This window comes from Caloramator sp. Dgby_cultured_2, from assembly GCF_028872215.1.
GTDB lineage: Bacteria > Bacillota > Clostridia > Clostridiales > Caloramatoraceae > Caloramator > Caloramator australicus.
The window spans coordinates 596,354-617,194 of record NZ_CP118396.1; the positions used below are offsets into that span (position 1 = coordinate 596,354).

The 20,841-nt window shown below is 31.8% G+C and carries 23 protein-coding genes and 5 pseudogenes; 19 read left to right on the plus strand and 9 right to left on the minus strand.

Annotation, left to right across the window (positions count from 1 at the left end; all coding sequences use genetic code 11):
• Window positions 1-156: 156 nt before the first annotated feature.
• From PWK10_RS03965 to PWK10_RS03980, 5 genes and pseudogenes are all read left to right on the plus strand, one after another.
• Window positions 157-585 carry a Mur ligase family protein gene (locus PWK10_RS03965; protein ID WP_274768102.1) on the plus strand — a complete coding sequence of 143 codons (429 nt, stop codon included), beginning with the start codon at window positions 157-159 and terminating at the stop codon, window positions 583-585.
• Window positions 582-932 carry a Mur ligase family protein gene (locus PWK10_RS03970; protein ID WP_274768103.1) on the plus strand — a complete coding sequence of 117 codons (351 nt, stop codon included), beginning with the start codon at window positions 582-584 and terminating at the stop codon, window positions 930-932. Before PWK10_RS03965 ends, PWK10_RS03970 begins: the two co-directional genes overlap by 4 nt.
• A gap of 282 nt (window positions 933-1,214) precedes the next feature.
• Window positions 1,215-1,469 (plus strand): hypothetical protein, encoded by a 255-nt coding sequence (locus PWK10_RS03975; protein ID WP_274767444.1) that lies wholly within the window; start codon window positions 1,215-1,217, stop codon window positions 1,467-1,469.
• 49 nt (window positions 1,470-1,518) lie between these two features.
• Window positions 1,519-1,563, plus strand: a pseudogene (locus PWK10_RS19415) (hypothetical protein); the annotation flags it as partial.
• Between the two features lie 6 nt (window positions 1,564-1,569).
• Window positions 1,570-2,394, plus strand: a complete 825-nt coding sequence (locus tag PWK10_RS03980) for a D-alanine--D-alanine ligase family protein (RefSeq protein WP_274767445.1) — start codon at window positions 1,570-1,572, stop codon at window positions 2,392-2,394.
• Window positions 2,395-2,401: 7 nt separating this feature from the next.
• Here the strand turns inward: PWK10_RS03980 and PWK10_RS03985 are convergent, their stop codons facing one another.
• The 3 genes and pseudogenes from PWK10_RS03985 to PWK10_RS03995 all read right to left on the minus strand — a co-directional run bounded on the left by PWK10_RS03985 (window position 2,402) and on the right by PWK10_RS03995 (window position 4,478).
• The gene (locus tag PWK10_RS03985; protein WP_274767446.1) at window positions 2,402-2,644 is read right to left on the minus strand and encodes a 4Fe-4S binding protein; all 243 of its coding nucleotides are present in this window, start codon (window positions 2,642-2,644) and stop codon (window positions 2,402-2,404) included.
• A gap of 125 nt (window positions 2,645-2,769) precedes the next feature.
• Entirely contained in the window at window positions 2,770-2,901 is a 132-nt protein-coding gene (locus PWK10_RS03990) for a hypothetical protein (protein ID WP_274767447.1), read from the minus strand.
• A gap of 189 nt (window positions 2,902-3,090) precedes the next feature.
• Window positions 3,091-4,478 (minus strand): annotated as a pseudogene (locus PWK10_RS03995) (ISLre2 family transposase).
• 173 nt (window positions 4,479-4,651) lie between these two features.
• Between PWK10_RS03995 and PWK10_RS04000 the strand changes: the two are divergent.
• From PWK10_RS04000 to PWK10_RS04020, 5 genes are all read left to right on the plus strand, one after another.
• On the plus strand, window positions 4,652-5,692 hold the full coding sequence (locus PWK10_RS04000) for a M28 family peptidase (protein ID WP_274767448.1): 1,041 nt from the start codon (window positions 4,652-4,654) through the stop codon (window positions 5,690-5,692).
• Window positions 5,685-6,686 carry a M42 family metallopeptidase gene (locus PWK10_RS04005; protein WP_274767449.1) on the plus strand — a complete coding sequence of 334 codons (1,002 nt, stop codon included), beginning with the start codon at window positions 5,685-5,687 and terminating at the stop codon, window positions 6,684-6,686. Before PWK10_RS04000 ends, PWK10_RS04005 begins: the two co-directional genes overlap by 8 nt.
• The gene (locus PWK10_RS04010; protein WP_446715290.1) at window positions 6,683-7,672 is read left to right on the plus strand and encodes a M42 family metallopeptidase; all 990 of its coding nucleotides are present in this window, start codon (window positions 6,683-6,685) and stop codon (window positions 7,670-7,672) included. The genes PWK10_RS04005 and PWK10_RS04010 overlap by 4 nt, the downstream gene beginning before the upstream one ends.
• A 230-nt stretch (window positions 7,673-7,902) precedes the next feature.
• Window positions 7,903-8,265, plus strand: coding sequence for a ferritin family protein (locus PWK10_RS04015; protein ID WP_446715334.1), 363 nt, complete (start codon window positions 7,903-7,905; stop codon window positions 8,263-8,265).
• A 178-nt stretch (window positions 8,266-8,443) separates the two neighbouring features.
• A complete protein-coding gene (locus PWK10_RS04020; RefSeq protein WP_274767450.1) occupies window positions 8,444-9,796 on the plus strand; it encodes a glucose-6-phosphate isomerase in 1,353 nt (450 codons plus the stop codon).
• Between the two features lie 70 nt (window positions 9,797-9,866).
• Here the strand turns inward: PWK10_RS04020 and PWK10_RS04025 are convergent, their stop codons facing one another.
• A complete protein-coding gene (locus PWK10_RS04025) occupies window positions 9,867-10,082 on the minus strand; it encodes a hypothetical protein (RefSeq protein WP_342455616.1) in 216 nt (71 codons plus the stop codon).
• A gap of 158 nt (window positions 10,083-10,240) precedes the next feature.
• Here PWK10_RS04025 and PWK10_RS04030 point away from each other — a divergent pair, with 158 nt between their 5' ends.
• From PWK10_RS04030 to PWK10_RS04045, 4 genes and pseudogenes are all read left to right on the plus strand, one after another.
• Window positions 10,241-10,492 (plus strand): hypothetical protein, encoded by a 252-nt coding sequence (locus PWK10_RS04030; protein WP_274767451.1) that lies wholly within the window; start codon window positions 10,241-10,243, stop codon window positions 10,490-10,492.
• 260 nt (window positions 10,493-10,752) lie between these two features.
• Window positions 10,753-12,140, plus strand: a pseudogene (locus tag PWK10_RS04035) (glycine--tRNA ligase).
• A gap of 11 nt (window positions 12,141-12,151) precedes the next feature.
• Window positions 12,152-12,514: a DUF6762 family protein gene (locus PWK10_RS04040; protein ID WP_274767452.1), complete on the plus strand. Its 363-nt coding sequence runs from the start codon at window positions 12,152-12,154 to the stop codon at window positions 12,512-12,514.
• A gap of 211 nt (window positions 12,515-12,725) precedes the next feature.
• Window positions 12,726-13,945 (plus strand): annotated as a pseudogene (locus PWK10_RS04045) (NupC/NupG family nucleoside CNT transporter).
• A gap of 11 nt (window positions 13,946-13,956) precedes the next feature.
• On the opposite strand, the gene PWK10_RS04050 reads toward PWK10_RS04045, so the two are convergent.
• The 3 genes and pseudogenes from PWK10_RS04050 to PWK10_RS04055 form a co-directional block, all read right to left on the minus strand.
• Window positions 13,957-14,679 (minus strand): hypothetical protein, encoded by a 723-nt coding sequence (locus PWK10_RS04050; protein ID WP_274767453.1) that lies wholly within the window; start codon window positions 14,677-14,679, stop codon window positions 13,957-13,959.
• Between the two features lie 60 nt (window positions 14,680-14,739).
• Window positions 14,740-14,990: pseudogene (locus PWK10_RS19420) on the minus strand (AlbA family DNA-binding domain-containing protein); the annotation flags it as partial.
• Window positions 14,921-15,076 carry a hypothetical protein gene (locus tag PWK10_RS04055; protein WP_274767454.1) on the minus strand — a complete coding sequence of 52 codons (156 nt, stop codon included), beginning with the start codon at window positions 15,074-15,076 and terminating at the stop codon, window positions 14,921-14,923. The pseudogene PWK10_RS19420 and the gene PWK10_RS04055, both read right to left, overlap by 70 nt.
• Window positions 15,077-15,298: 222 nt before the next feature.
• Here PWK10_RS04055 and PWK10_RS04060 point away from each other — a divergent pair, with 222 nt between their 5' ends.
• From PWK10_RS04060 to PWK10_RS04080, 5 genes are all read left to right on the plus strand, one after another.
• Window positions 15,299-17,626, plus strand: coding sequence for an ABC transporter substrate-binding protein (locus PWK10_RS04060; protein ID WP_274767455.1), 2,328 nt, complete (start codon window positions 15,299-15,301; stop codon window positions 17,624-17,626).
• Between the two features lie 227 nt (window positions 17,627-17,853).
• Window positions 17,854-18,216 (plus strand): universal stress protein UspA, encoded by a 363-nt coding sequence (locus tag PWK10_RS04065; RefSeq protein WP_274767456.1) that lies wholly within the window; start codon window positions 17,854-17,856, stop codon window positions 18,214-18,216.
• 168 nt (window positions 18,217-18,384) lie between these two features.
• On the plus strand, window positions 18,385-18,798 hold the full coding sequence (locus tag PWK10_RS04070; protein WP_274767457.1) for a twitching motility protein PilT: 414 nt from the start codon (window positions 18,385-18,387) through the stop codon (window positions 18,796-18,798).
• 85 nt (window positions 18,799-18,883) lie between these two features.
• Window positions 18,884-19,576 carry a methyltransferase gene (locus PWK10_RS04075; protein ID WP_274767458.1) on the plus strand — a complete coding sequence of 231 codons (693 nt, stop codon included), beginning with the start codon at window positions 18,884-18,886 and terminating at the stop codon, window positions 19,574-19,576.
• Window positions 19,522-19,806, plus strand: coding sequence for a methyltransferase (locus PWK10_RS04080; protein ID WP_274768106.1), 285 nt, complete (start codon window positions 19,522-19,524; stop codon window positions 19,804-19,806). Before PWK10_RS04075 ends, PWK10_RS04080 begins: the two co-directional genes overlap by 55 nt.
• 362 nt (window positions 19,807-20,168) lie before the next feature.
• On the opposite strand, the gene PWK10_RS04085 is transcribed toward PWK10_RS04080, so the two are convergent.
• Together PWK10_RS04085 and PWK10_RS04090 are read right to left on the minus strand one after the other, a co-directional pair.
• Window positions 20,169-20,579: an HAD family hydrolase gene (locus tag PWK10_RS04085; protein ID WP_342455691.1), complete on the minus strand. Its 411-nt coding sequence runs from the start codon at window positions 20,577-20,579 to the stop codon at window positions 20,169-20,171.
• Entirely contained in the window at window positions 20,576-20,713 is a 138-nt protein-coding gene (locus PWK10_RS04090; RefSeq protein ID WP_274767459.1) for a hypothetical protein, read from the minus strand. The genes PWK10_RS04085 and PWK10_RS04090 overlap by 4 nt, the downstream gene beginning before the upstream one ends.
• Between the last annotated feature and the right edge of the window lie 128 nt (window positions 20,714-20,841).

Here is a 20,841-nt window from a genome sequence, read left to right on the forward strand (position 1 = left end):
CTTTATAAATGGATTGATTTTAATACAGGTTTTTATTTCTTATTTGATGCTGATTTCCTTAAAAATAATGCTGCCTATTGAAAAGAAAATCCAGCAGGGCTTTATAAACGAGGCAAGGGAAATAATTAAAAGGAGAAAGGACCTTTAGTTATCGGCATCACAGGAAGCTACGGAAAAACAAGCACTAAATATTTTATAAAAACAATTCTTTCGGAAAAATATAATACCCTAATGACGCCTGAAAGTTATAATACTCCAATGGGAATTACAAAGGTAGTTAGGGAACAATTAAGGGATGAACATGAAATTTTTGTATGTGAAATGGGAGCAAGATATGTTGGAGATATAAAGGAGCTTTGCGATATAGTTTATCCTAAAATGGGAGTATTAACTGCCGTTGGCCTTCAGCATCTTGAAACAATGGGATCACAGGAAAACATTAAAAAGACAAAATATGCACTAATAGAATCCTTGCCAGATGATGGTGTCGCCTTCTTTAATGGAGATAACGATATTTGTTTTGAACTTTCCAAAAGGAGAAATATAGAAACCTATGTATATGGAACAAATAAAAAGAAGGCATAAATGTATATGCAACAGACATAAAAAATACTAGGGAAGGTTTAAAGTTTACTGTTCATGGAGATGTTGATGGTAAAATAGTGCAATTTGAATGTAGAACAAAACTCTTAGGAAAACATAATGTTAATAATATTTTAGCAGGAGTCGCAATCGCCCTAAAGCTTGGTCTTTCTGAGGAAGAAATAAAGAGGGGGATTGAAAAAATAGAGCCGGTTCCACATAGGCTTCAAATCCTCGATACTAACAATGGAGTTACAGTAATAGATGATGCCTTTAATTCAAATCCTGAAGGTTCAGCCTTAGCCATTGAAGCACTTTCTGAAATGGATGGAGGCAAAAAATTATTGTAACTCCTGGAATGATTGAACTTGGAGAAGTTGAGTATGAAGAAAACAAAAAATTTGGCCAAAGAATTGCAAAAACCTGTGACTATGCTATATTAGTTGGAAGAAAAGAAGTATTCCTATAGTTGATGGCTTAAAGGAGGAAAACTTCCCAGAGGATAGGATTATCATTGTAAATAGTCTTGATGAAGCAACAAAAGAATTAAGTAAAATAGTAGTTGTTGGAGATATCGTATTATTTGAGAACGATCTGCCTGATAATTATAATGAAAATTAAGGAGGATAGAGATGATTAAGAAAAATGTTTTAATAATGTTTGGAGGAAGAAGCGTTGAACATGAAGTTTCTGTTATAACAGGCCTTCAGGTGGCTGAAAATATCGACAAGGAAAAATATAATGTTGTTCCGCTTTTTATTACAAAACAAGGCGAATGGTATACTGGGGATGAGTTATTAGATATAAAAAATTATAAGAATTTAGATGTTCTTCTTAGCAAGGCCAAAAAGTTTATCTTGAGCCTATTCCTTATAATCCTTATTTAAAGTTTTATCCTGAAAAGGGTTTGTTTAAAAAACACCCAAACCAATAAAAATAGATGTTGTTTTTCCAGCATTACATGGATCACATGGTGAAGATGGAACAATGCAAGGCCTTTTAGAGCTTTGTAATATTCCTTATGTTGGAAGCGGAGTTTTAGGTTCTGCGGTTGGAATGGATAAAATCATAATGAAGGATATTTTCAAAGCCAACGATATTCCAATAGTTAATTATACATGGTTTTTAAGAAGGGATTATGTAAATGACAGCGAAAGGGTTTTAAATTATCTTGAAGATAAACTAAAATATCCTATGTTTGTAAAACCAGCAAATTTAGGTTCAAGTATAGGTATTTCAAAGGCGAAAAATAGAGATGAGCTAATAAATGCAATAGAAATTGCAATAAACTATGATAGAAAGATTATAATTGAAGAGGCTGTTGAAAATCCAATGGAGATAAATTGCTCTGTAATTGGCTTTGATAATGAATATAATGCATCAGTTTTAGAGGAGCCTGTATCTTGGCAGGAATTCTTGAGTTTTGAGGATAAATATTTAAGGGGAAATAAAAACTCAGGTATGAAAAGTGCAGCAAGGAGAATTCCTGCACCAATTCCAGAAGATAAAACTAAAGAAATTCAAGACCTTGCTATAAAGGTATTTAAAATTTTAGACTGCTCAGGAATTTCAAGAATTGATTTTCTTGTTGAAAAGGACACTATGAAGGTTTATGTAAACGAAATAAATACTATGCCAGGGTCTATATCCTTCTATCTTTGGGAACCAACAGGGCTAAAGTTTAAAGATTTAATTAATAAACTCATAGAATATGCAATTTTGAGAAATCAAGAGTATAATAAAAATATATACGTATTTGATACTCCATTGCTTAAAAAGGCTAGTTTAGGAGTTAAAGGAGGAAAAATATAAGAGGGAACTAATTTGTTCCCTCTAATTTTTGATATTTGGAATCCATTTTTACTGCTTTATCTACAAGGTCGCTTAAGTGTCCCATTGGACAAATCTGGCACCAGCTTCTTGGTTTAAATATTGTTCCAAGAGTTATACCTACTAAAAGGGAAAGAGTCATAAATCTATAAATTGAAAAGGAAATTTTGAGGATGTTTCCCTTTGAATGGAACAAAGATAGGCTTAAGAGTGAAAGCATAAGGAGTAACAATATATTTTTTACACCTTTTGTTCGCATAACATTAGGAAGTGGATTATTTAACGATACATATTTTAAAAATTTACCTAATAAAGAACCCCGAGGACAATAATGGGAACAATGAATTTTACCTCTACCTAAAAAGCATGAAATGGAGGCATTATCATACATATTATTCCTGAAAGCCCTATTACAGGATAAAAATAACCAAGTATCACGAAGGATGCTAATATTATCCATGACCAGTGCTGATGACTTTTCTTTTTCATATACTTCCCTCCCTTTAGCAACTATTTTTGTTAAAACTTCGTAACATAAGCTATTACTTATTATACTTATACGGGGTATAAGTGTCAAATGAAAAATATTTTAGAGATAGTGTCAAGATATTGTAGGTTAATTTTTTATAGACAACCCCTAAAATGTTTAAAATCAAGACTTTCGTAAACTTTTAAACTTTAAATTATATTTTCATATTTAATTGATTTTAATATCTTATACATCGGTGTTACTTTTCCAATGTTTAATATTGTTATATTATTTATTCCTTCTCGTGAAGAATTATTTATTCTTTTAATTGTTTCTTTTATCTTCTTTTTATTTAATCTAAATGTTTCAACATCTTCCTTGTATATACTTATTTCCCTTAAATTACCTCCATTCCTGCTAAATACCCTTAGCTTTGCCATTATCTTTAATCCCTCTTTACTCCATCCTAATGGCCTACTGCTTAATCTCGCTGATAATACATGGCTTATATGCCCTTCTGCACTGCATCCTATTACATCCTCGTCCTCTTTATATATTACTATCCCTTCCCAGTTATTTAATATATATCTCCTTGCTTCTTTTGCTCTCTCCTTTTCTGTCTTAGTTTCTGCTATATTTATTAACTCCTTAAATATCTCCCTTAAAACCTTCTTATCCCCTTCATTTATCGCTCCCCATATCTTTTGCCTATATTCTTCTCGCTTTGCTGTCCCTCTTATTATGTATTTGTTCAAATGATATCTATCTAATACAAATTTCGCTTTCGGAATCCATTCCATTCCTTCCTTTATCCATCTTGCTCCATCTCCTGCTATGTATATCTTTTCTATGCTCTCTATTTCATAATTGTCATACACATAATTCGCTACATCTATCCATATTTCTTCAGCTTCTACACCAACGTATGCTTTGTAATATACATTCTTTAATTCGTTTCTCCCATTTTTGCTTTGCCTTCCTTCATGTATATATACAAGCCTTGGCATCTCCTTCTTCCCATCCTGCAATGCCACATGATCCTCATCTGCTTCTATGTATAGCACCCTTACTTTCCTCTTTTCTTTTACTTCCCTTTTACTTCTACTTCTCCTACCTGTCTTATTGCATTAAATACTGCCTGTCTACTTAGTTTCTCCGGACATGTTATTTTACTACTCTCCTCATAGGACATATTAATTGCGTTCTCCACCAGCTTTATCTTTACTTCTTTATCTACCTTCTCATGTTTGCTTATCCCTATAATTTCATCAAGTAAATATCTATATTCCCCATTCTTCTTAGATTTGTAATACGTTCTTGCATATTCTATTTCGCCTAGCATTGTTACAATCTTTTTCTTGTCTTTCCTTTCTACTACCCATCCCTTTTTCCTTTTTTCATCTTCTTTAATCGTTTTATCTAATTCTTCTAAAAAGTCCTTTATTATGTTTGCTCCTAATTCATCAGTCATTTTTTTAACTACATCAACAAGTTTTGTTAGATCCCATTCTTTTGATATAGTTTCTTCAACATTTTTTATTAATTTAGTAGTGAAATTTATTAAATGTTGTTGTATAATATTATTCAAAAGAGACACCCCTTATTGGTTTGTGTGTTTTTTCACTTTTATTTTATCACAGGGGTTGTCTCTTTTAAATTTTTGTCTTTTTTCGTCCTACAATAATTTTACACTATGATATTTTAGAAAATTCTTTAACTTTCTACTAAAATAGTTTAAAATTAGTAATGTGAATGAAAAGGAGGGATAAGATGGAAGGAAAGGAGATATTAAAGAAATTAAGTGATCTAAATGCGGTTTCAGGTAGTGAATATTTATTGCAGGATGATTTGGAATGTATATTTAAACCCTATGTAAATGAAATTAAAAAGGGGAAAATGGGAGACTTTATAGCTATTAAAAGGGGAGAAGGGGAGGATAGATTAAAAATATTAATAACTGCCCATGTAGATGAAATAGGCCTTATGGTTACAGATATCGATGAACGTGGATTTGTTTCTTTTACAAATGTTGGTGGAGTAGATTCAAAGACTTTACCTGCCCAAGAGGTTATAATTCATGGCTTAAGGGATGTATATGGAGTAATTGGAGCAAAACCACCACATGTTTTAACTGAAAAGGATAGAAAAAAGGCAATCAAAATGGATGAGATGGTTATAGATTGTGGGATGACAAAGGATGAATTAAAAGAATTAGTAAAAATTGGAGATTACATTACAATAAAGAAAGAGTCGTTGGAGCTTTTAGGCGATTTCATTACAGGAAAAGCCCTTGATAATCGTGTTGGTATAATGGCACTTTATGAATGTGCCAAAGAATTGAATAAAATAAAACATACTGCTGATGTTTATTTTGCAGCTACAACTCAAGAGGAAAGGGGTCTTTTAGGGATTAAAACAACTACCTATGAAGTAAATCCTGATATTGGAATAGTTGTTGATGTAACCTTTGGAGATAAATATGCAAATCCTGATATTCAGCTTGAATGTGGGAAGGGAGTTGAAATTACTATAGGACCCAATATTCACCCAGAGCTCTCTGAAAAACTTATTAAACTTGCTGATGAATATGGTATACCATATACCATTGATGTTGCACCAGGAGGAACAGGGACAGAAACTTGGAATCTTCAGGTGACAAGAGAAGGTGTTCCAACTCTTTTAGTTTCTGTTCCTATAAAGTATATGCACACATCTACGGAAATTGTAAATTATAAAGATATCGTTAGAGCTGGAAGACTATTAGCTTTGTTTATTTCTTCTTTGAAGAATTGGGGTGATATTTATGCTTAAAAAATTAACAGATGCCTTTGGTGTTTCAGGTTATGAAAAGGAAGTAAGGGAAGTTATTAAGGAAGAAGTTAAGGATCTTGGAGAAGTATTTATAGATAAGCTTGGTAATTTAATAGTTCATAAGAGGGGTAACGGTAAAAGGGTTATGCTTGCTGCCCATATGGATGAAGTAGGATTTATTGTAACAGGAATTAAGGATGATGGTAGAATTAAGTTTTCACCCGTTGGTGGAATAGACCCTAGAATTTTAATATCAAAAAGGGTTGTATTTGGAAGAAGCAAAATAAAGGGTATCATAGGATATAAACCGATTCACCTTCAAAACGAAGGGGAAAGGTCAAATCCAGTAAATATAAAGGATTTGTTTATCGATATTGGTGCAACAAGCAAGGAAGAGGTTTTAAAGCATGTTAAGCTTGGTGATTATACTACCTTTGAAAGTGAATATGTAGATATGGGAAGATACATAAAGGCAAAGGCTTTAGATGATAGAGTAGGATGTGCTGTTTTAATTGATGTATTAAAGGAGAATTATAACTTAGATTTATATTGTGTATTTACTGTTCAGGAGGAAGTAGGGCTCAGAGGGGCCACGGTTGCAGCATACAGCATAGAACCAGAGATTGCTCTTGCTATTGAAGGAACGACCTGTGCTGATTTTGTAAAGGATGAAAAGGATTTTGTAACAGAAACAGGAAAGGGACCGGCATTATCGGTTATGGATTCCTCATCCATTGCTAATGAAAAACTTCTTAAGTTGATTATTAAAGTAGCAGAAGAAAATAAAATACCCTATCAACTGAGAAGAGGAACGGTGGGCGGAAATGATGCAGGCGCTATTCATAAAGCAAAAACTGGCTGTAAAACTGCAAGCATCTCTGTTCCTACAAGATATATACACTCACCCATAAGCATGATTCATAAGGAAGACTATGAAAATACTTTAAAATTAACTAAAAAAGTTTTAGAAAGTCTAGAAGAGGAGGAGTTATGATGGAATTATTAAGGGATTTAGTTTCAATATATGGCCCATCGGGAAGAGAAGATTTGGTTGCTGATTTTATAATAGAGCAAATAAAGGATTATGTTGATGAGGTTCAAAAGGATGCTTTAGGCAATGTCATTGCTATGAAAAAGGGTAAGGGAAGTAAGAAGGTTATGCTTGCTGCCCATATGGACCAAATCGGAATTATGGTAACCTTTATTGATGAAAATGGATTTTTGAGATTTTCTAACATAGGAGGATTAAATCCATATTCCCTTTTATATAAGAGGGTTATATTTAAAAATGGAGTTGAAGGAATTATATCAAAGGAACAAAAGGCAGATATTAAGGAACTTACACTTAAGGAACTTTACATAGATATTGGAGCATCTACAAGAGATGAGGCAAGCCAAAAGGTTCAAATAGGGGACTTTGGAGTATTTAAGTCGGATTTTCAAGATTTTGGCGACAGAGTAGTTGGTGCTGCCTTTGACGACAGATTAGGGTGCTATGTTTTATTAGAAGTAGCAAAACAGATTAAGGATAGTGAAAATGATATTTATTTTGTATTTACAACTCAAGAGGAGGTTGGGTTAAGGGGAGCTAAGGTTTCTGCCTTTAGAATTGAGCCTGATCTTGCTATAGCTGTTGATGTTACTGCAACTGGAGACACACCGAATTGTAATAAAATGGCTGTTAAATTAGGAGAAGGTGCAGCAATAAAAATAATGGATAGGGCATTTATAGTTCATCCTAAGGTAAAAGATCTTCTTGTTAGGGTTGCAGAGGAAAATAATGTTAAATATCAATTTGAAATATTAGAGATGGGAACAACAGATGCTGCAGAAATTTATACTACTAAAACGGGAGTTCCAACAGGAGTAATATCAATTCCTACAAGATATGTTCATTCCCATAGTGAAATGGCTGATAAAAGGGATATAAAGGCCGCAATTGATATACTTAAATATTTAGTGCCAAATAATTTAGAATAAAATTTTTGTAGCAAATTTCTTTTGGTTTCATATTATATAATTGTAATACTCTTTTTAGAGGATAATATGCCGGGGGATATAAAAAGGCAGCAAAATTTTCTGTTAATATCAATTATCCAGAACCTAAGGTTGAAAAGAAAAGTATTAATTATGCAAATTTACTGCTGCTTGACTATTCAGGCCTTGTTAGCGAACTTTCTGCAACATTACTTTATGTTTATCAACATTTAATATCTGATGGAAAATATGAGGATTATGCTGAAGCGGTGGCAGGGATAGCGGTTATTGAAATGAAACACTTAGAACTTCTTGGAGAAACAATTAAATTATTAGGCTTAAAACCGATGTATGCTATCCCGCATATGGGGCTTTATTATCCTTGGAATTCAAAACTTATTGACTACTCAACAAATATTAATAAGATGATAGATATAGATATACAGCCTGAGCTTGATGCCATTAAACAATACGAGAATCATAAGATATTAATAAAGGATAAATACATTGTGGAGTTATTGAACAGAATTATAGAAGATGAAAAATTGCACCTTAAATTTTTTAGAGAGCTTAAAGGAAAATATGAAAGGAGCTAATAGACTTTACTATTAGCTCTAATTTTATTAAGTATAAAACTAGATAAGTAGAGTTCATACTAAAGGTAATATATCGATTTATTGTATATCAACAAAGAATATTGGACAATTTGTCGTTGAATTATTGAAGGTAATGTTATAAAATTTAATATAAATTTTGCTAATGGAGGTAATAATTATGGCAAACATAACTCTAGACTATTCGAAAGTTTTAGGTTTTGTTAACATGGAAGAGATTAAAGGTTTAGAGGGGCAAATAAGGGATGCACATGAGAAGTTACATAATAAAACTGGTTCTGGAAGCGACTTTTTAGGTTGGGTTACGTTACCTAAAGATTATGATAAAGAAGAATTTGATAGGATTATTAATGCTGCAGAAAGGATAAAGACAAATTCTGATGCCCTTGTTGTTATAGGAATAGGTGGTTCATACTTAGGAGCTAGGGCAGCTATTGAGATGTTAAATCATACCTTCTATAATGTCCTTCCTAAAAATAAAAGAAAAACTCCTGAAATATATTTTGTTGGAAACAACATAAGCCCTGTGTATATGCGTGATTTACTTGATGTATTAGAAGGTAAGGAAATATCTGTTAATGTAATATCAAAATCAGGAACAACTACAGAGCCTGCAATTGCTTTTAGAATATTTAAAGAATATATGGAAAATAAATATGGCAAAGAAGGTGCAAAGGAAAGAATATACGCAACAACCGATAAAGCAAAGGGTGCCCTTAGAAAACTTGCCGAAGAGGAAGGCTATGAAACCTTTATAATTCCAGATGATGTAGGAGGAAGATATTCTGTTTTAACAGCGGTTGGATTACTTCCAATTGCGGTAAGCGGAGTTGATATAAGGGAAATGATGCAGGGTGCCTTGGACGGAATGAAGGAATATTCAAACTTAGATGTCATTAATAACCCAGCCTATCTTTATGCTGCAATAAGAAATGCTCTATATAGAAAGGGAAAGACAGTTGAAATAATGGCCAACTATGAACCAGGATTACATTATTTTGCAGAATGGTGGAAACAGCTCTTTGGAGAAAGTGAAGGTAAGGACGGAAAGGGAATTTATCCTGCTTCAGTTGATTTTACAACAGATCTTCATTCTATGGGACAGTATATTCAAGATGGTTTAAGACATATATTTGAAACAGTTTTAAATGTTGAAAAACCAAGATACGATGTTGAGATTAAGGAAGATAAGGATAATATAGACGGTCTTAATTTCTTAGCTGGCAAAACAATGGATTTTGTTAATAAAAAGGCCTTTGAAGGAACTGTTCTTGCCCATACAGATGGAAATGTTCCGAATATAATAATAAATATTCCAGAGTTAACTCCCTATTATTTTGGAAAGCTTGTTTATATGTTTGAAAAGGCATGTGGAATTAGCGGCTATATGTTAGGAGTAAATCCTTTCGATCAACCTGGAGTTGAGGCTTATAAAAAGAACATGTTTGCTCTTTTAGGAAAACCAGGATATGAGGAGGAAAGAAAAAGACTTGAAGAAAGATTAGGAAGATAATAGCCCCAAGGGATACCTTGGGGTTATTCCTCTAATACGATTATTTCGAACTTGTCAAAATCGATTTCTTCTATAAAGTTATCCTGTGTGAAAATTGTTTTTTAAGTTTATTAAATTCTTCAAGATTATGTGGAAGCCAATATGGTTTTTGAATATCAAGTTTTTGAGCTATTTCTGTTATACATTTTTTAAGCTGCTCTTGATAACTTATATTTTCATTATTTATAGCTTCTTCATGCATTATAATCTTATTATTTTTTATAACTTTCCCCCAAATTCTTAGCAAAATATCACCTTCCTATAAATATTTATTTGAATTATAACATCCTTTAGGTATAAAATAAAGATATAAACTATGGAAGGTGATAGAAGTGTTAATAAAAATTACGGATATAGCGATGAAAAAAATAATAGAAAATGCAAAAAATAATAATAAAGACACTTGTGATAAATATTTATATTGATAGATTTATGTGTAATTCTATAAAATATGGTTTGGCTTTTGGGGATAATAATGAAAAAATCCATAAAATCGTTGGACCAATTAAGTTAGTTATAGATGAAGAACTGAATAAATATCATAATGAACTAGAAATAGATTATATTTTTAAACCAAAGGAAGGATTTGTAATTAAAGGATATCCAAAGTTTAGTAAAGGATGTTCCAGCTGTAATGGATGCGATAGAAAACCTTGACAAATTTTTATAATTTGTTATCATAACAATTAAAAGTAAATATTTATACAATGAAGGGGAGGAGTAGTTGATAGCCTCAATCATAGCGAGCCGGTGGGGGTGGAAGACTGGCATTGAGTTTCAACGAAGGGCGCCCTGGAGTATGTAAAACGAGGTGGGTCATACGACCAATTAGGGTGGAACCGCGGAAGCTAAGCCTTTCGTCCCTTACGGGATGAAGGGCTTTTTATATTGCGAATTTATTAAAAGGAGGTCATAATATGGCAGTAGAGAAAACTATGGATAAAATAGTTGCACTATGTAAGAGCAGAGGATTTATATTTCCTGGTTCAGAGATCTATGGCGGTCTTGCGAATACTTGGGATTATGGTCCTTTAGGAGTTGAGCTTAAAAATAATATTAAAAAGCATGGTGGAAAAAGTTTATTCAAGAATCCCCATATAATGTTGGTGTTGACTGTGCTATTTTAATGAATCCACAGGTTTGGGTAGCATCAGGACATGTTGGAGGATTTAGCGATCCTTTAATGGATTGTAAAAGCTGTAAATCAAGATTTAGGGCAGATAAACTTATAGAGGATTATATGACAAATAACGGCTTAGAACCCCATGTTAGCGGATGGAGTAATGAAAAGATGATGGATTACATAAGGGAACATGAGATAAAGTGTCCAGATTGCGGGGCTTTCAATTGGACAGATATAAGGCAGTTTAATTTAATGTTTAAAACATATCAAGGAGTAACTGAAGACTCAAAGGCTTTAGTTTATTTAAGACCTGAAACTGCACAGGGAATATTTGTTAATTTTAAAAACGTATTAAGAACTACAAGAAAAAAGCTTCCGTTTGGTATAGGCCAAATCGGTAAATCCTTTAGAAATGAAATAACACCGGGTAATTTTATATTTAGAACAAGGGAATTTGAACAAATGGAGCTTGAATTTTTCTGCAAGCCCGGTGAGGATTTAGAATGGTTTAATTACTGGAAAAACTTCTGTAAAAATTGGCTTTTAAGCCTTGGAATTAAGGAAGAAAATATAAGATTAAGAGATCATGAGAAGGAAGAGCTTTCCCATTACAGCAATGCTACTACTGATATAGAATACAAATTCCCATTCGGCTGGGGAGAACTTTGGGGCATTGCAGACAGAACTGATTTTGACTTAAAGCAGCACATAGAACATTCAGGTGAAGATTTGGTTTACTTTGATCCTGAAACTAATGAGAAAATTGTTCCATATTGTATTGAACCATCAGTTGGAGCTGATAGGGTTCTGCTTGCCTTCTTAATTGATGCTTATGATGAAGAAACATTGGAAGATGGCGATGTAAGAGCAGTTTTAAGATTCCATCCAGCTCTTGCGCCATTTAAAGCTGCTGTTCTTCCACTTTCTAAAAAATTAGCTGATGGTGCAAGAAAGGTTTATGAAGATTTGTCAAAGGAATTTATGGTTGATTATGATGAAACAGGTAGCATAGGCAAGCGTTACAGAAGACAAGATGAGATAGGAACACCCTTCTGTATAACATACGACTTTGATTCAGTTAGTGATAATATGGTTACAATAAGAGATAGAGATACAATGCAGCAGGTTAGAATTCCAATAAATGAAGTTAAGAACTACATTCTAGAAAGATTAAAATTTTAAGGAGTGATCCTATGGAAGGAAGGGCACTAGTCCTTTATAAAAGGGAAAATAATATTTTGGCTGAAGAACTTGGAAGTTATGAAGTTGAGACGGGATTACAATTCATTACTAAGGCTTATGTAGAAAATGATATTTGTTATATCTACTTATCAACTGATAGGGATGTAACAGATGAACAATATAACGAAATATTTGATTTATACGATATGGAATTATTTGAAAATTTTGGATTTGAGATTGAAGAGGTTGAAGAGTATAATCCAACTTGGCTTATAAAATTTGAATTTAAAGATGATTATGATTACATGGAGGATAAATTAAATTTAATAGCCTCCCATCATGAGATGCAAATAAATGAGATTTACAAAAATTAGGCATTGAATAATTTTAAAGTAAGTTAAAAGCCATATTTTAGACTTGCTAAAGGTCTAAAATTATGGCTTTTTGTTTTGTTTAATTGTTTTTAATTAATATACAATTTAAAACTATTTTAAATTTAGAACTATTTTCATTTATATTGCATTGTTTGACATTTTGTATTAAATTTAATTTTGTTGCAATAATAAGAAATGAAAGGAGATTATTATGGAGAAACTGATTAGCTTATTGGGAATAGCAGTTATTCTAGGAATCGCATTTTTATTATCTGAGAACAAGAAAAAGTCAATTGGGTTTTAGTTGCAAAGGGAATAACTATCCAGTTTATTTTTGCTCTTATAGTTCTTAAGTGGTCTGTTGGACAAAGAATTTTTAATATAATAAGTAGGGGAGTTACAAAACTTTTGGATTTTACAAAGTTTGGAACTACATTTTTGTTTGGGGATTTAATCGATTCAAATAAGTTTGGAGTTATATTTGCACTTCAAATATTGCCTACTATTATATTTTTCTCCGCACTTATGAGTATTTTATATTATTTAGGAATTATGCAGGCTGTAGTATCTTTTCTAGCTAAAATTATGTTAAAAATTCTTGGAACTTCAGGGGCTGAATCTCTGTCAAATACAGCTAATATATTTTTAGGTCAAACAGAAGCTCCACTTTTGATAAAACCTTATGTAAATGATATGACAAGATCAGAATTATTAACTATTATGGTTGGCGGTATGGCAACTGTTGCTGGAAGTGTTATGGCTGGATATATAGCAATGGGGATTGATGCTGGCCATTTGATAGCTGCAAGTTTAATGGCAGCACCAGCAAGTTTAATGATATCAAAAATAATGCTTCCTGAAACTGAAGAACCTAAAACCAAAGGCAAAGTAAATATTGAATTTGAAAAAGTGGATGCAAATGTAATTGATGCTGCAGCACGTGGTGCATCGGAAGGGTTACAACTGAGTCTCAACGTAGGGGCGATGCTAATAGCCTTTATAGCACTTATATATTTGATAAATTATCTCATTGCAAAAGTTGGCTATTTAGTAGGCATTCGTGATTTTAGCCTTGAATGGATTTTAGGAAGACTATTTGCTCCAGTAACATTTATAATTGGAGTTCCGCTTAAAGATGTTATTAATGCAGGTAGTCTATTAGGACAAAAAATAGTTATCAATGAATTTTTTGCCTTTGCTAATTTATCAAACTTAATTAAGGGTGGAATTTTACAACAAAGAACAATAACTCTCTTAACTTATGCCCTTTGTGGTTTTGCCAATATTAGTTCAATAGCTATACAAATTGGCGGTATTGGAGGGCTTGCACCAGATAGACGTTCTGATATAGCTAAATTAGGGATTAAAGCTCTTATAGGTGGAACATTAGTAGGACTTTTAAATGCTGCAATTGCTGGGTTGCTTTTATAAGCAATCCAGTTTTAAATTTTATCTTCTAATGGAATTATTACTTTATATAAGTTTTCAGAGGGGATATTATAATATTTGATTTTAGAATAGTGTTTTTCAAACTCTTGTTTGTTATATTCTTTATTAAAAAATTTCTTATCTTTATCAAGAGTAATAATTTTAGAATATAACCATAAATTGCGTTTTACATATTTATCATTGTTTGCTTTTAAAGCAGCGCCGGGATTGACTATTTCGATTTTGTTATTCTTAATATAAACTTCAATGAACCTGTTGATACAAAAATAGTCTCTGTAAATAATTGCTTTACCAATATGTTCTTGGATAGCAGATTTTACCAGTGAATTATAAGGTATAACTTTATTTATAAACTGGATTGCGTCATCAAGCATGTCGATTATCGTTCCTTTTGAAATATGAAGTTTAGGAAATTCATTATTTATATAGTTATGAATAAGTATAATGGCATGTGGCAAGAAGATATCTGGATGTTTACCAAAGAGAAGCATAGCACCAAGGGAAGGATGAATTTCATTATTATCTTTTTCTTTAATGGCAAAACCAGCAGATATAAGAAGATGATTATCAACAGGATGATTTATACCAGCCATTTTAAAAAAGTCATCGACTTTGTTAAGATCAATATCCTTTAAATTAGCTTTAATTATAGGAATTTGTTCTATGTGGAAGAGACCTGTATCATGCAAAATAGAGGCTATTTCTTCCTTTCTCATATAGTCAGTAGTTGAGCCTCTTCTTATATAAAATGCCCCTGTTTCCCTTAATTGAAATGGCTTTTGCTCTGTATTGTAGATAGTTATGATACCTATTGTTTTTCCAGCGATATCTATTTTATCTACTGATACAGGAACTGGTGGCTCTATTCGCGTAGAAACTATTTGTTGTATTTTTTCTTCACTAAATAAATCTTTGTTAATACCAATAATTTTTTGCTTTTATCTTCTATACCAAATATTAAATATCCTCGACCACCCTTTGAGTTGGCAATTGCACATATGTCCTTTGCAAGTTCTTTTTGCCCGATTCGGTATCGATATTTAATTTTTCTTTAAAATCTAATTTTAATCCTTCTTCCTTTGAAATTAGAGATAAAAGTTTTTGAAAATCCACTTTAGTCACCCTTTATATCTTTTATATTATTATATGAATTGATGGCCTTATTTGTAGACAACATGCTTGATTATAAATTATGTTATAATACATCGGCATCTTTTGCAATAAATATTGCATCGATTTTGTGCAAAAATTGAATATTTCTTATAGATATAATATAATCTTATTGTAGTATATTTGCTGAATATTTGCTGAAATTTTGACGAAAAGGGTGAGAAGATGATAAACATTTTTCGAAAAAACAAGAAGGATGAAATATCTGTTACATTAGATGAAAAAGTAGAAAAGCAGTTATTTGATGAAAATGTAAAACGTGGACTTAAAAATGAAGATAAATTAGTGGAAAGAATGATAAATAGAATAGAAGAGATGGAATTTGCAACTCAAAATCTTATAGATACAATAAATGGTATATATGGCAATGTAGAACATAATCTTGAAGCATTAAACAATGTCTTGGATGAGATAAATAGTTATTCTGCAGTTGCGCAGCAGGTTTTTGCCAACACATCTCAGTCTAAGGAAACTGCCTTTGAAACATTAGACGTAGCCAAGGAAGGTTCATTAGCTGTTGACAAATCAGTTAATGCAATAAGAGGAATAGAAAGTTCAGTGGAAGAGATAGTAAGTATAGTTAATGTATTAAGTCAAAAAGCTGTAAAAATAAATGAAATGCTTGACATTATAAAAGAAATATCAGAACAAACGAATTTATTATCCCTTAATGCATCAATAGAAGCTGCAAGGGCTGGCGAAGTAGGTAGGGGATTTGCTGTAGTAGCGTCTGAAGTTAAAAAATTAGCACAAAGAAGTAGTGAATCTGCAGAAAAGATATCCCAAACAATAAGAGAAATAAATGAAACTATCAACAAAACGAAAGATGCTATGATAAAAAGTAAAGAAATGGTTGATCTTGGGGTTAGCATTGCTGATGATACTAAGTCGGTATTCGATAAAATAATTGAAGCTGTTAAAACTACAGTTACCGCTGCTGATGAAATAAATCAAGGTATATCAAAGCAGGTTGAAAGTTTCGAAAAAGTCATTGAAGCGACAAATATATTAAACGAAAACTCACAAAACCTCATGAAAAAAACAGAATATGCCCTTTTAAATGCAGGTTATACAAAAAATTCCATAGATGCACTTTATGAAACATCTAAGGATTTAAAATTAATTAGTAACTCTTTAGTTAAAAGAGTTAATGATAGCTTTTATAATGATGTAATTTTAAAAACTAATTTACATGCAAAGCCTGATAATTTGGATCCTGCTATGTCCTTTGATTCTGCAACAGCAAGGATTCTTTCAAATGTTCATGCGGGATTATTAATACAAGGTAATTCAACTGAGGTATTCCCTGGAATAGCAAAGAGTTGGAACGTTGAGGAAGATAATAAAACGTGGGTTTTCAACTTAAGAAAAGGTGCTAAGTTCCACAATGGAAGGGAAATTACGGCTGAAGATGTAAAGAAATCCTTTGAAAGGCTTTTAAGTCCAGAGTTAGATTCGCCAAATGCATGGTTTTTATCTTTAATAGAAGGTAGTGATGAGTATCAAAAAGGGATGTCGAGGGAAGTAAGGGGCATAAAGGTTTTAGATAAGTATAGATTGTCAATAAAACTTAAATCACCTTATACTGGATTCTTATTAAACCTTGCTCAAACCGCATGCGCTGTTATTGCTACTGAAGAGCTCAGCAAATGGAAAATAGTTGGCTGTGGCCCATATTATATTGATTATATTGACGAGGGAAGATGTTTATTAAAGGCGTTTAAGGATTATTTTGGAGGGGCCCCATACGTAGATATAGTTGAATATTCATTTGAAGATAATGATATTGCTGAAGGCTTTAAAAATAAAAAGTTCGATTTTATATATTTTGAAGACAAAGCTACTTTAGAAAAGTTAAAAGAATATAATGTATCGAACATTATTATGCAAAACATGCTTTCGACTACCTATGCAGGTTTTAATTTAAGATCAAAATCTACTCTTATAGCGGATAAAGAAGTAAGAAAGGCTATAAATTATGCAATAGATAAAAAACGAATAATAGATACCTTGATGAAGGGTATGGCGGAAGAATCGAAAGGACCAATCCCGCCAGGTATGATAGATAATTCCTATTTGATGGGCTATAGCTATAATCCTTCCAAAGCTAGAGAACTGTTGGTGGGTAAGAACCTAAAAGGAGAAACAATAATTATTCAAACAAGAATAGGAACAGGAAATAGCACTTACGAAATGATTGCCGAAATGATAAAAGAAGAACTCGAAAAGATTGGATTTAAGTGTGAGATAAATAAAGTCCCAAGGGAAGAATATTTAAAACCTCAAACAATAGCAAAGTGTCATATTTTCATTAGCGGCTGGATTGCGGATACCGGAGACCCTGATAATTATTTAGAGCCTTTGTTTAATATAGATAATGTTACTAATTTTTCAGGATATGATAATAAAGAAGTTGTAAGATTAATGAAGGAAGCAAGAGAAATGATAAATCCTCAAAAGCGCTTAGAGATATATAAGGAAATTCAAAAATAATAGTTGACGATGCTCCATGGATATTCTTATATCATCCACAATCTGGTGTAGCATACCAAAAGATATAATAGGGTTAAAGTTATCAACCTTGGGAAAAATAAAATTGGATGAAATTATAAAAGAGGATTAATGTTCTTTCCTTAAAATGTAAAATGTGATATTATATATATAGAATAATATACCCAGAAAGGGGAATTATTGGTGAATAATATACAAAATATTTTAGTATGTGTTACACAACAAAAACCTGTGAAAGACTTATTAAAAAAGGTGCTGAGTTAAAAAGAAACAATGAAAATTCCGAACTTTATGTTATACACGTAGCTAAAGAAGGCGATAATTTTTTAAACAATCCCTTTCAAGATGATGCGCTAGAATATTTGTTTGATATATCAAAGGAATATGGAGCTTCTATGATTGTATTAAGATCAAATTTAATTGCAAAGACTATTGCAGAATTCGCAAGAACAAATAATGTATCTGATATTGTGTTGGGTTCTTCGCCTTTGGATTATCGAAATAATAGTATTATAATAGAGCTTAAAAGTTTGCTTCCGGGAATTCAATTTCATATTGTTAATGGTGAATGACCTTAGCAATTTTTGCTAAGGTCTATTTTTTGATAAAAATTACGTATAAAAGTAAAATTTAAACAAATAATAGATTTGAAGGTCAAATTTACGGAAAAATAAAAATTGAAAAAATTTTCTGAATATAGTATGATTATTTTAACAATAAAAATAAATGAGGTGATAAAAATGGTTCAAGTTATCACCGGCGAAAAGGGTGCCGGCAAGACAAAGAAACTCATTTCATTGGCAAATGAAATGGTTTCAAATTCAAAGGGCCATATTGTTTATATCAGCAACAATTCAGAGCATATGTTTGATTTAAACTCTCATATAAGACTAGTTGATTCTTCTCAATTTCCCATTTCTTCCATCGATTCCTTTATTGGCTTTGTCTTTGGTATAATTTCAGAGGATTATGATATCGAAACGATTTTTATCGATAATGTAAACAACATATTTAAGGACAATTTTGAGCAAATTGAGCATTTTATTAAAACTCTTAAATTTGCTGAGGAAAAATACGGCATTAACTTTATCCTTGGTATACGTGCACCTAAGGACAAAGAATTTAATGTTGAAGTTGAATATTTGGCCGTTTAATATAGATGGGGAAATTCCCCCATATAATTTTGCTATAATTATTAAACGTTATTTAAATTAAAAAGACATGCAGGGAGTGATACTAATGAACAAACAAATATGTGAAAAAATAAAATTTATGCTCTCGGCAATTATTATTAGAGCTGAGGAAAACTCGGATTTCATCAAAGGAATAGATTTTACATTCAAATCCGGAGGAAAAGAATTTAAGGGAGTTTACGATATTGATAAGAATATGCTTTGTTATAATGGACAAAATTTAAATATCAAATTAAATGACTTAAGAAATTTCATAGCGGACGAATCAATAAAATATGATTCATTAGAATTAAGATTATTAGAAAGAGGAAAAACAACTATTTTATCTGCCGATAATAAAAATGTTAAAATTAAAAATATCGATGAAGAGGCATTAGAGGATTATGATGGGCATGAAAGGACGGGAATAAACTTAAAAAGAAGCTATTATATAAAAATTGGAGAAGCAGATGATTTATTAAAGGCAATAGGTATTTTAACAAAGGATGGGAAGCTAAAGAACGACATGATAAGGAAATACAATCAAATCGACCATTTTGTGGAACTAATTGATTCATATATCGATGAATTTCAGGATTATGATACAATAAATGTTCTTGATTGTGCCTGTGGAAAATCATATTTAACCTTTGTATTAAATTACTATATCAAAGAAAAAAGAAAAAGAATTGCTTCTTTATTGGCATTGATACATCTGAGGTTGTTATTGAAAATTCTAAGAAGATTGCAAAGGAATTAGGATATAAAAATATGATGTTTATAAAGGATAATATAAAAAATTATAACCCAGATCGAAGAATAGATATTGTAATAAGCCTTCATGCCTGTGATATTGCAACTGATATGGCACTTGGAGCTGCTATTAATTTTAATGCAAAGGCAATTTTTGCTGTTCCATGCTGTCATCGGGAATTGATTGAACAGATAAAATTCGATGATTTAGGGAAATTTTTAAACATGGAATTTTAAAGGCAAGATTTTCTGACTTATTAACTGATGGAATAAGAGGATTACTTTTAGAAGCTGCTGGATATAAAGTATCAATTGTAGAATACATATCCCCCTTGAAACCCCTAAAAATCTCTTGATAAGAGCTTTAAAGCTTAAAGATAAGGATGAATTTGCATGGAAAAAATATGAGGATTTAAAGAAAAGATTTTGCATTAATCCGTATTTAGAAAAATATGTAAGAATTTAAAAGCACGCTGAGGGCGTGCTTTATTTACAATAATTGTTTATTATGTATTCAAAATCATGGATAATATGTTCAACATAGTCTTCAAATTCTTCAGGTGTGCAGCTTCCATATTCATCGAACACTCCTATTACCTTCATTCCTGCCTTTTTGCTCCAATAGCGCCAGAAATTGTATCCTCAAAAACAAGGCACTCATCTGGTTGAACATTTAGACGTTTTGCAACTTCAAGAAAAACATGGGGCTCAGTTTTTGAATTAGAAACCTCTTCAGTTGTAACGATTACTTCAAAATATTTAAGTATATTGTTACGCTTTAATACTCTTTCAACAAGTTCATGGGAGTTGCTGGTGGCAATACCTATCTTTATATTATTTGATTTAAGATATTCCAAAAATTCCTTGACGCCCTTTTTAACTTCAATTACAGATGAATAGTATTCAGATACCATTTTATGCCATTCTGACATAATTTCTTCTATAGAATCTTTAATACCAAAATTTTCTTTAAAATACAGTGCAGTATCAATAAAACTTAAACCCTCTATATGTTTTTGTAAGTCAGGGGTGGAGTAATGCCATGTTTTTTAAGATACTCTATATCTACTTGCTTCCATACCCATAGAGAATCTATTAAAGTGCCATCAAGATCAAATATTACTGCCTTAATATTGTCTAGCATATCAACACCTCGCTTTGGAAAAAGTATATATAAAATTATACATAATTTAAAATAGTTTTTGAACCTCCCACGACTAAAGTCGCGGGATTCCTGCTTCATTGACCTTTTACCTACTATCTCCACAGGCG

Excerpts from the sequence above, each read along its gene's own strand:
- PWK10_RS04065 (WP_274767456.1), top strand. The coding sequence starts at position 17,854 with ATGTGTTACACAACAAAAACCTGTGAAAGACTTATTAAAAAAGGTGCT.
- PWK10_RS04050 (WP_274767453.1), bottom strand. The coding sequence starts at position 14,679 with ATGAGAAAGGAAGAAATAGCCTCTATTTTGCATGATACAGGTCTCTTC.
- PWK10_RS03975 (WP_274767444.1), top strand. The coding sequence starts at position 1,215 with ATGATTAAGAAAAATGTTTTAATAATGTTTGGAGGAAGAAGCGTTGAA.
- PWK10_RS04010 (WP_446715290.1), top strand. The coding sequence starts at position 6,683 with ATGATGGAATTATTAAGGGATTTAGTTTCAATATATGGCCCATCGGGA.
- PWK10_RS04005 (WP_274767449.1), top strand. The coding sequence starts at position 5,685 with ATGCTTAAAAAATTAACAGATGCCTTTGGTGTTTCAGGTTATGAAAAG.
- PWK10_RS04000 (WP_274767448.1), top strand. The coding sequence starts at position 4,652 with ATGGAAGGAAAGGAGATATTAAAGAAATTAAGTGATCTAAATGCGGTT.
- PWK10_RS04060 (WP_274767455.1), top strand. The coding sequence starts at position 15,299 with ATGATAAACATTTTTCGAAAAAACAAGAAGGATGAAATATCTGTTACA.
- PWK10_RS04020 (WP_274767450.1), top strand. The coding sequence starts at position 8,444 with ATGGCAAACATAACTCTAGACTATTCGAAAGTTTTAGGTTTTGTTAAC.
- PWK10_RS04090 (WP_274767459.1), bottom strand. The coding sequence starts at position 20,713 with ATGCTAGACAATATTAAGGCAGTAATATTTGATCTTGATGGCACTTTA.
- PWK10_RS04075 (WP_274767458.1), top strand. The coding sequence starts at position 18,884 with ATGAACAAACAAATATGTGAAAAAATAAAATTTATGCTCTCGGCAATT.
- PWK10_RS03980 (WP_274767445.1), top strand. The coding sequence starts at position 1,570 with ATGCAAGGCCTTTTAGAGCTTTGTAATATTCCTTATGTTGGAAGCGGA.
- PWK10_RS04040 (WP_274767452.1), top strand. The coding sequence starts at position 12,152 with ATGGAAGGAAGGGCACTAGTCCTTTATAAAAGGGAAAATAATATTTTG.
- PWK10_RS04070 (WP_274767457.1), top strand. The coding sequence starts at position 18,385 with ATGGTTCAAGTTATCACCGGCGAAAAGGGTGCCGGCAAGACAAAGAAA.
- PWK10_RS03990 (WP_274767447.1), bottom strand. The coding sequence starts at position 2,901 with ATGAAAAAGAAAAGTCATCAGCACTGGTCATGGATAATATTAGCATCC.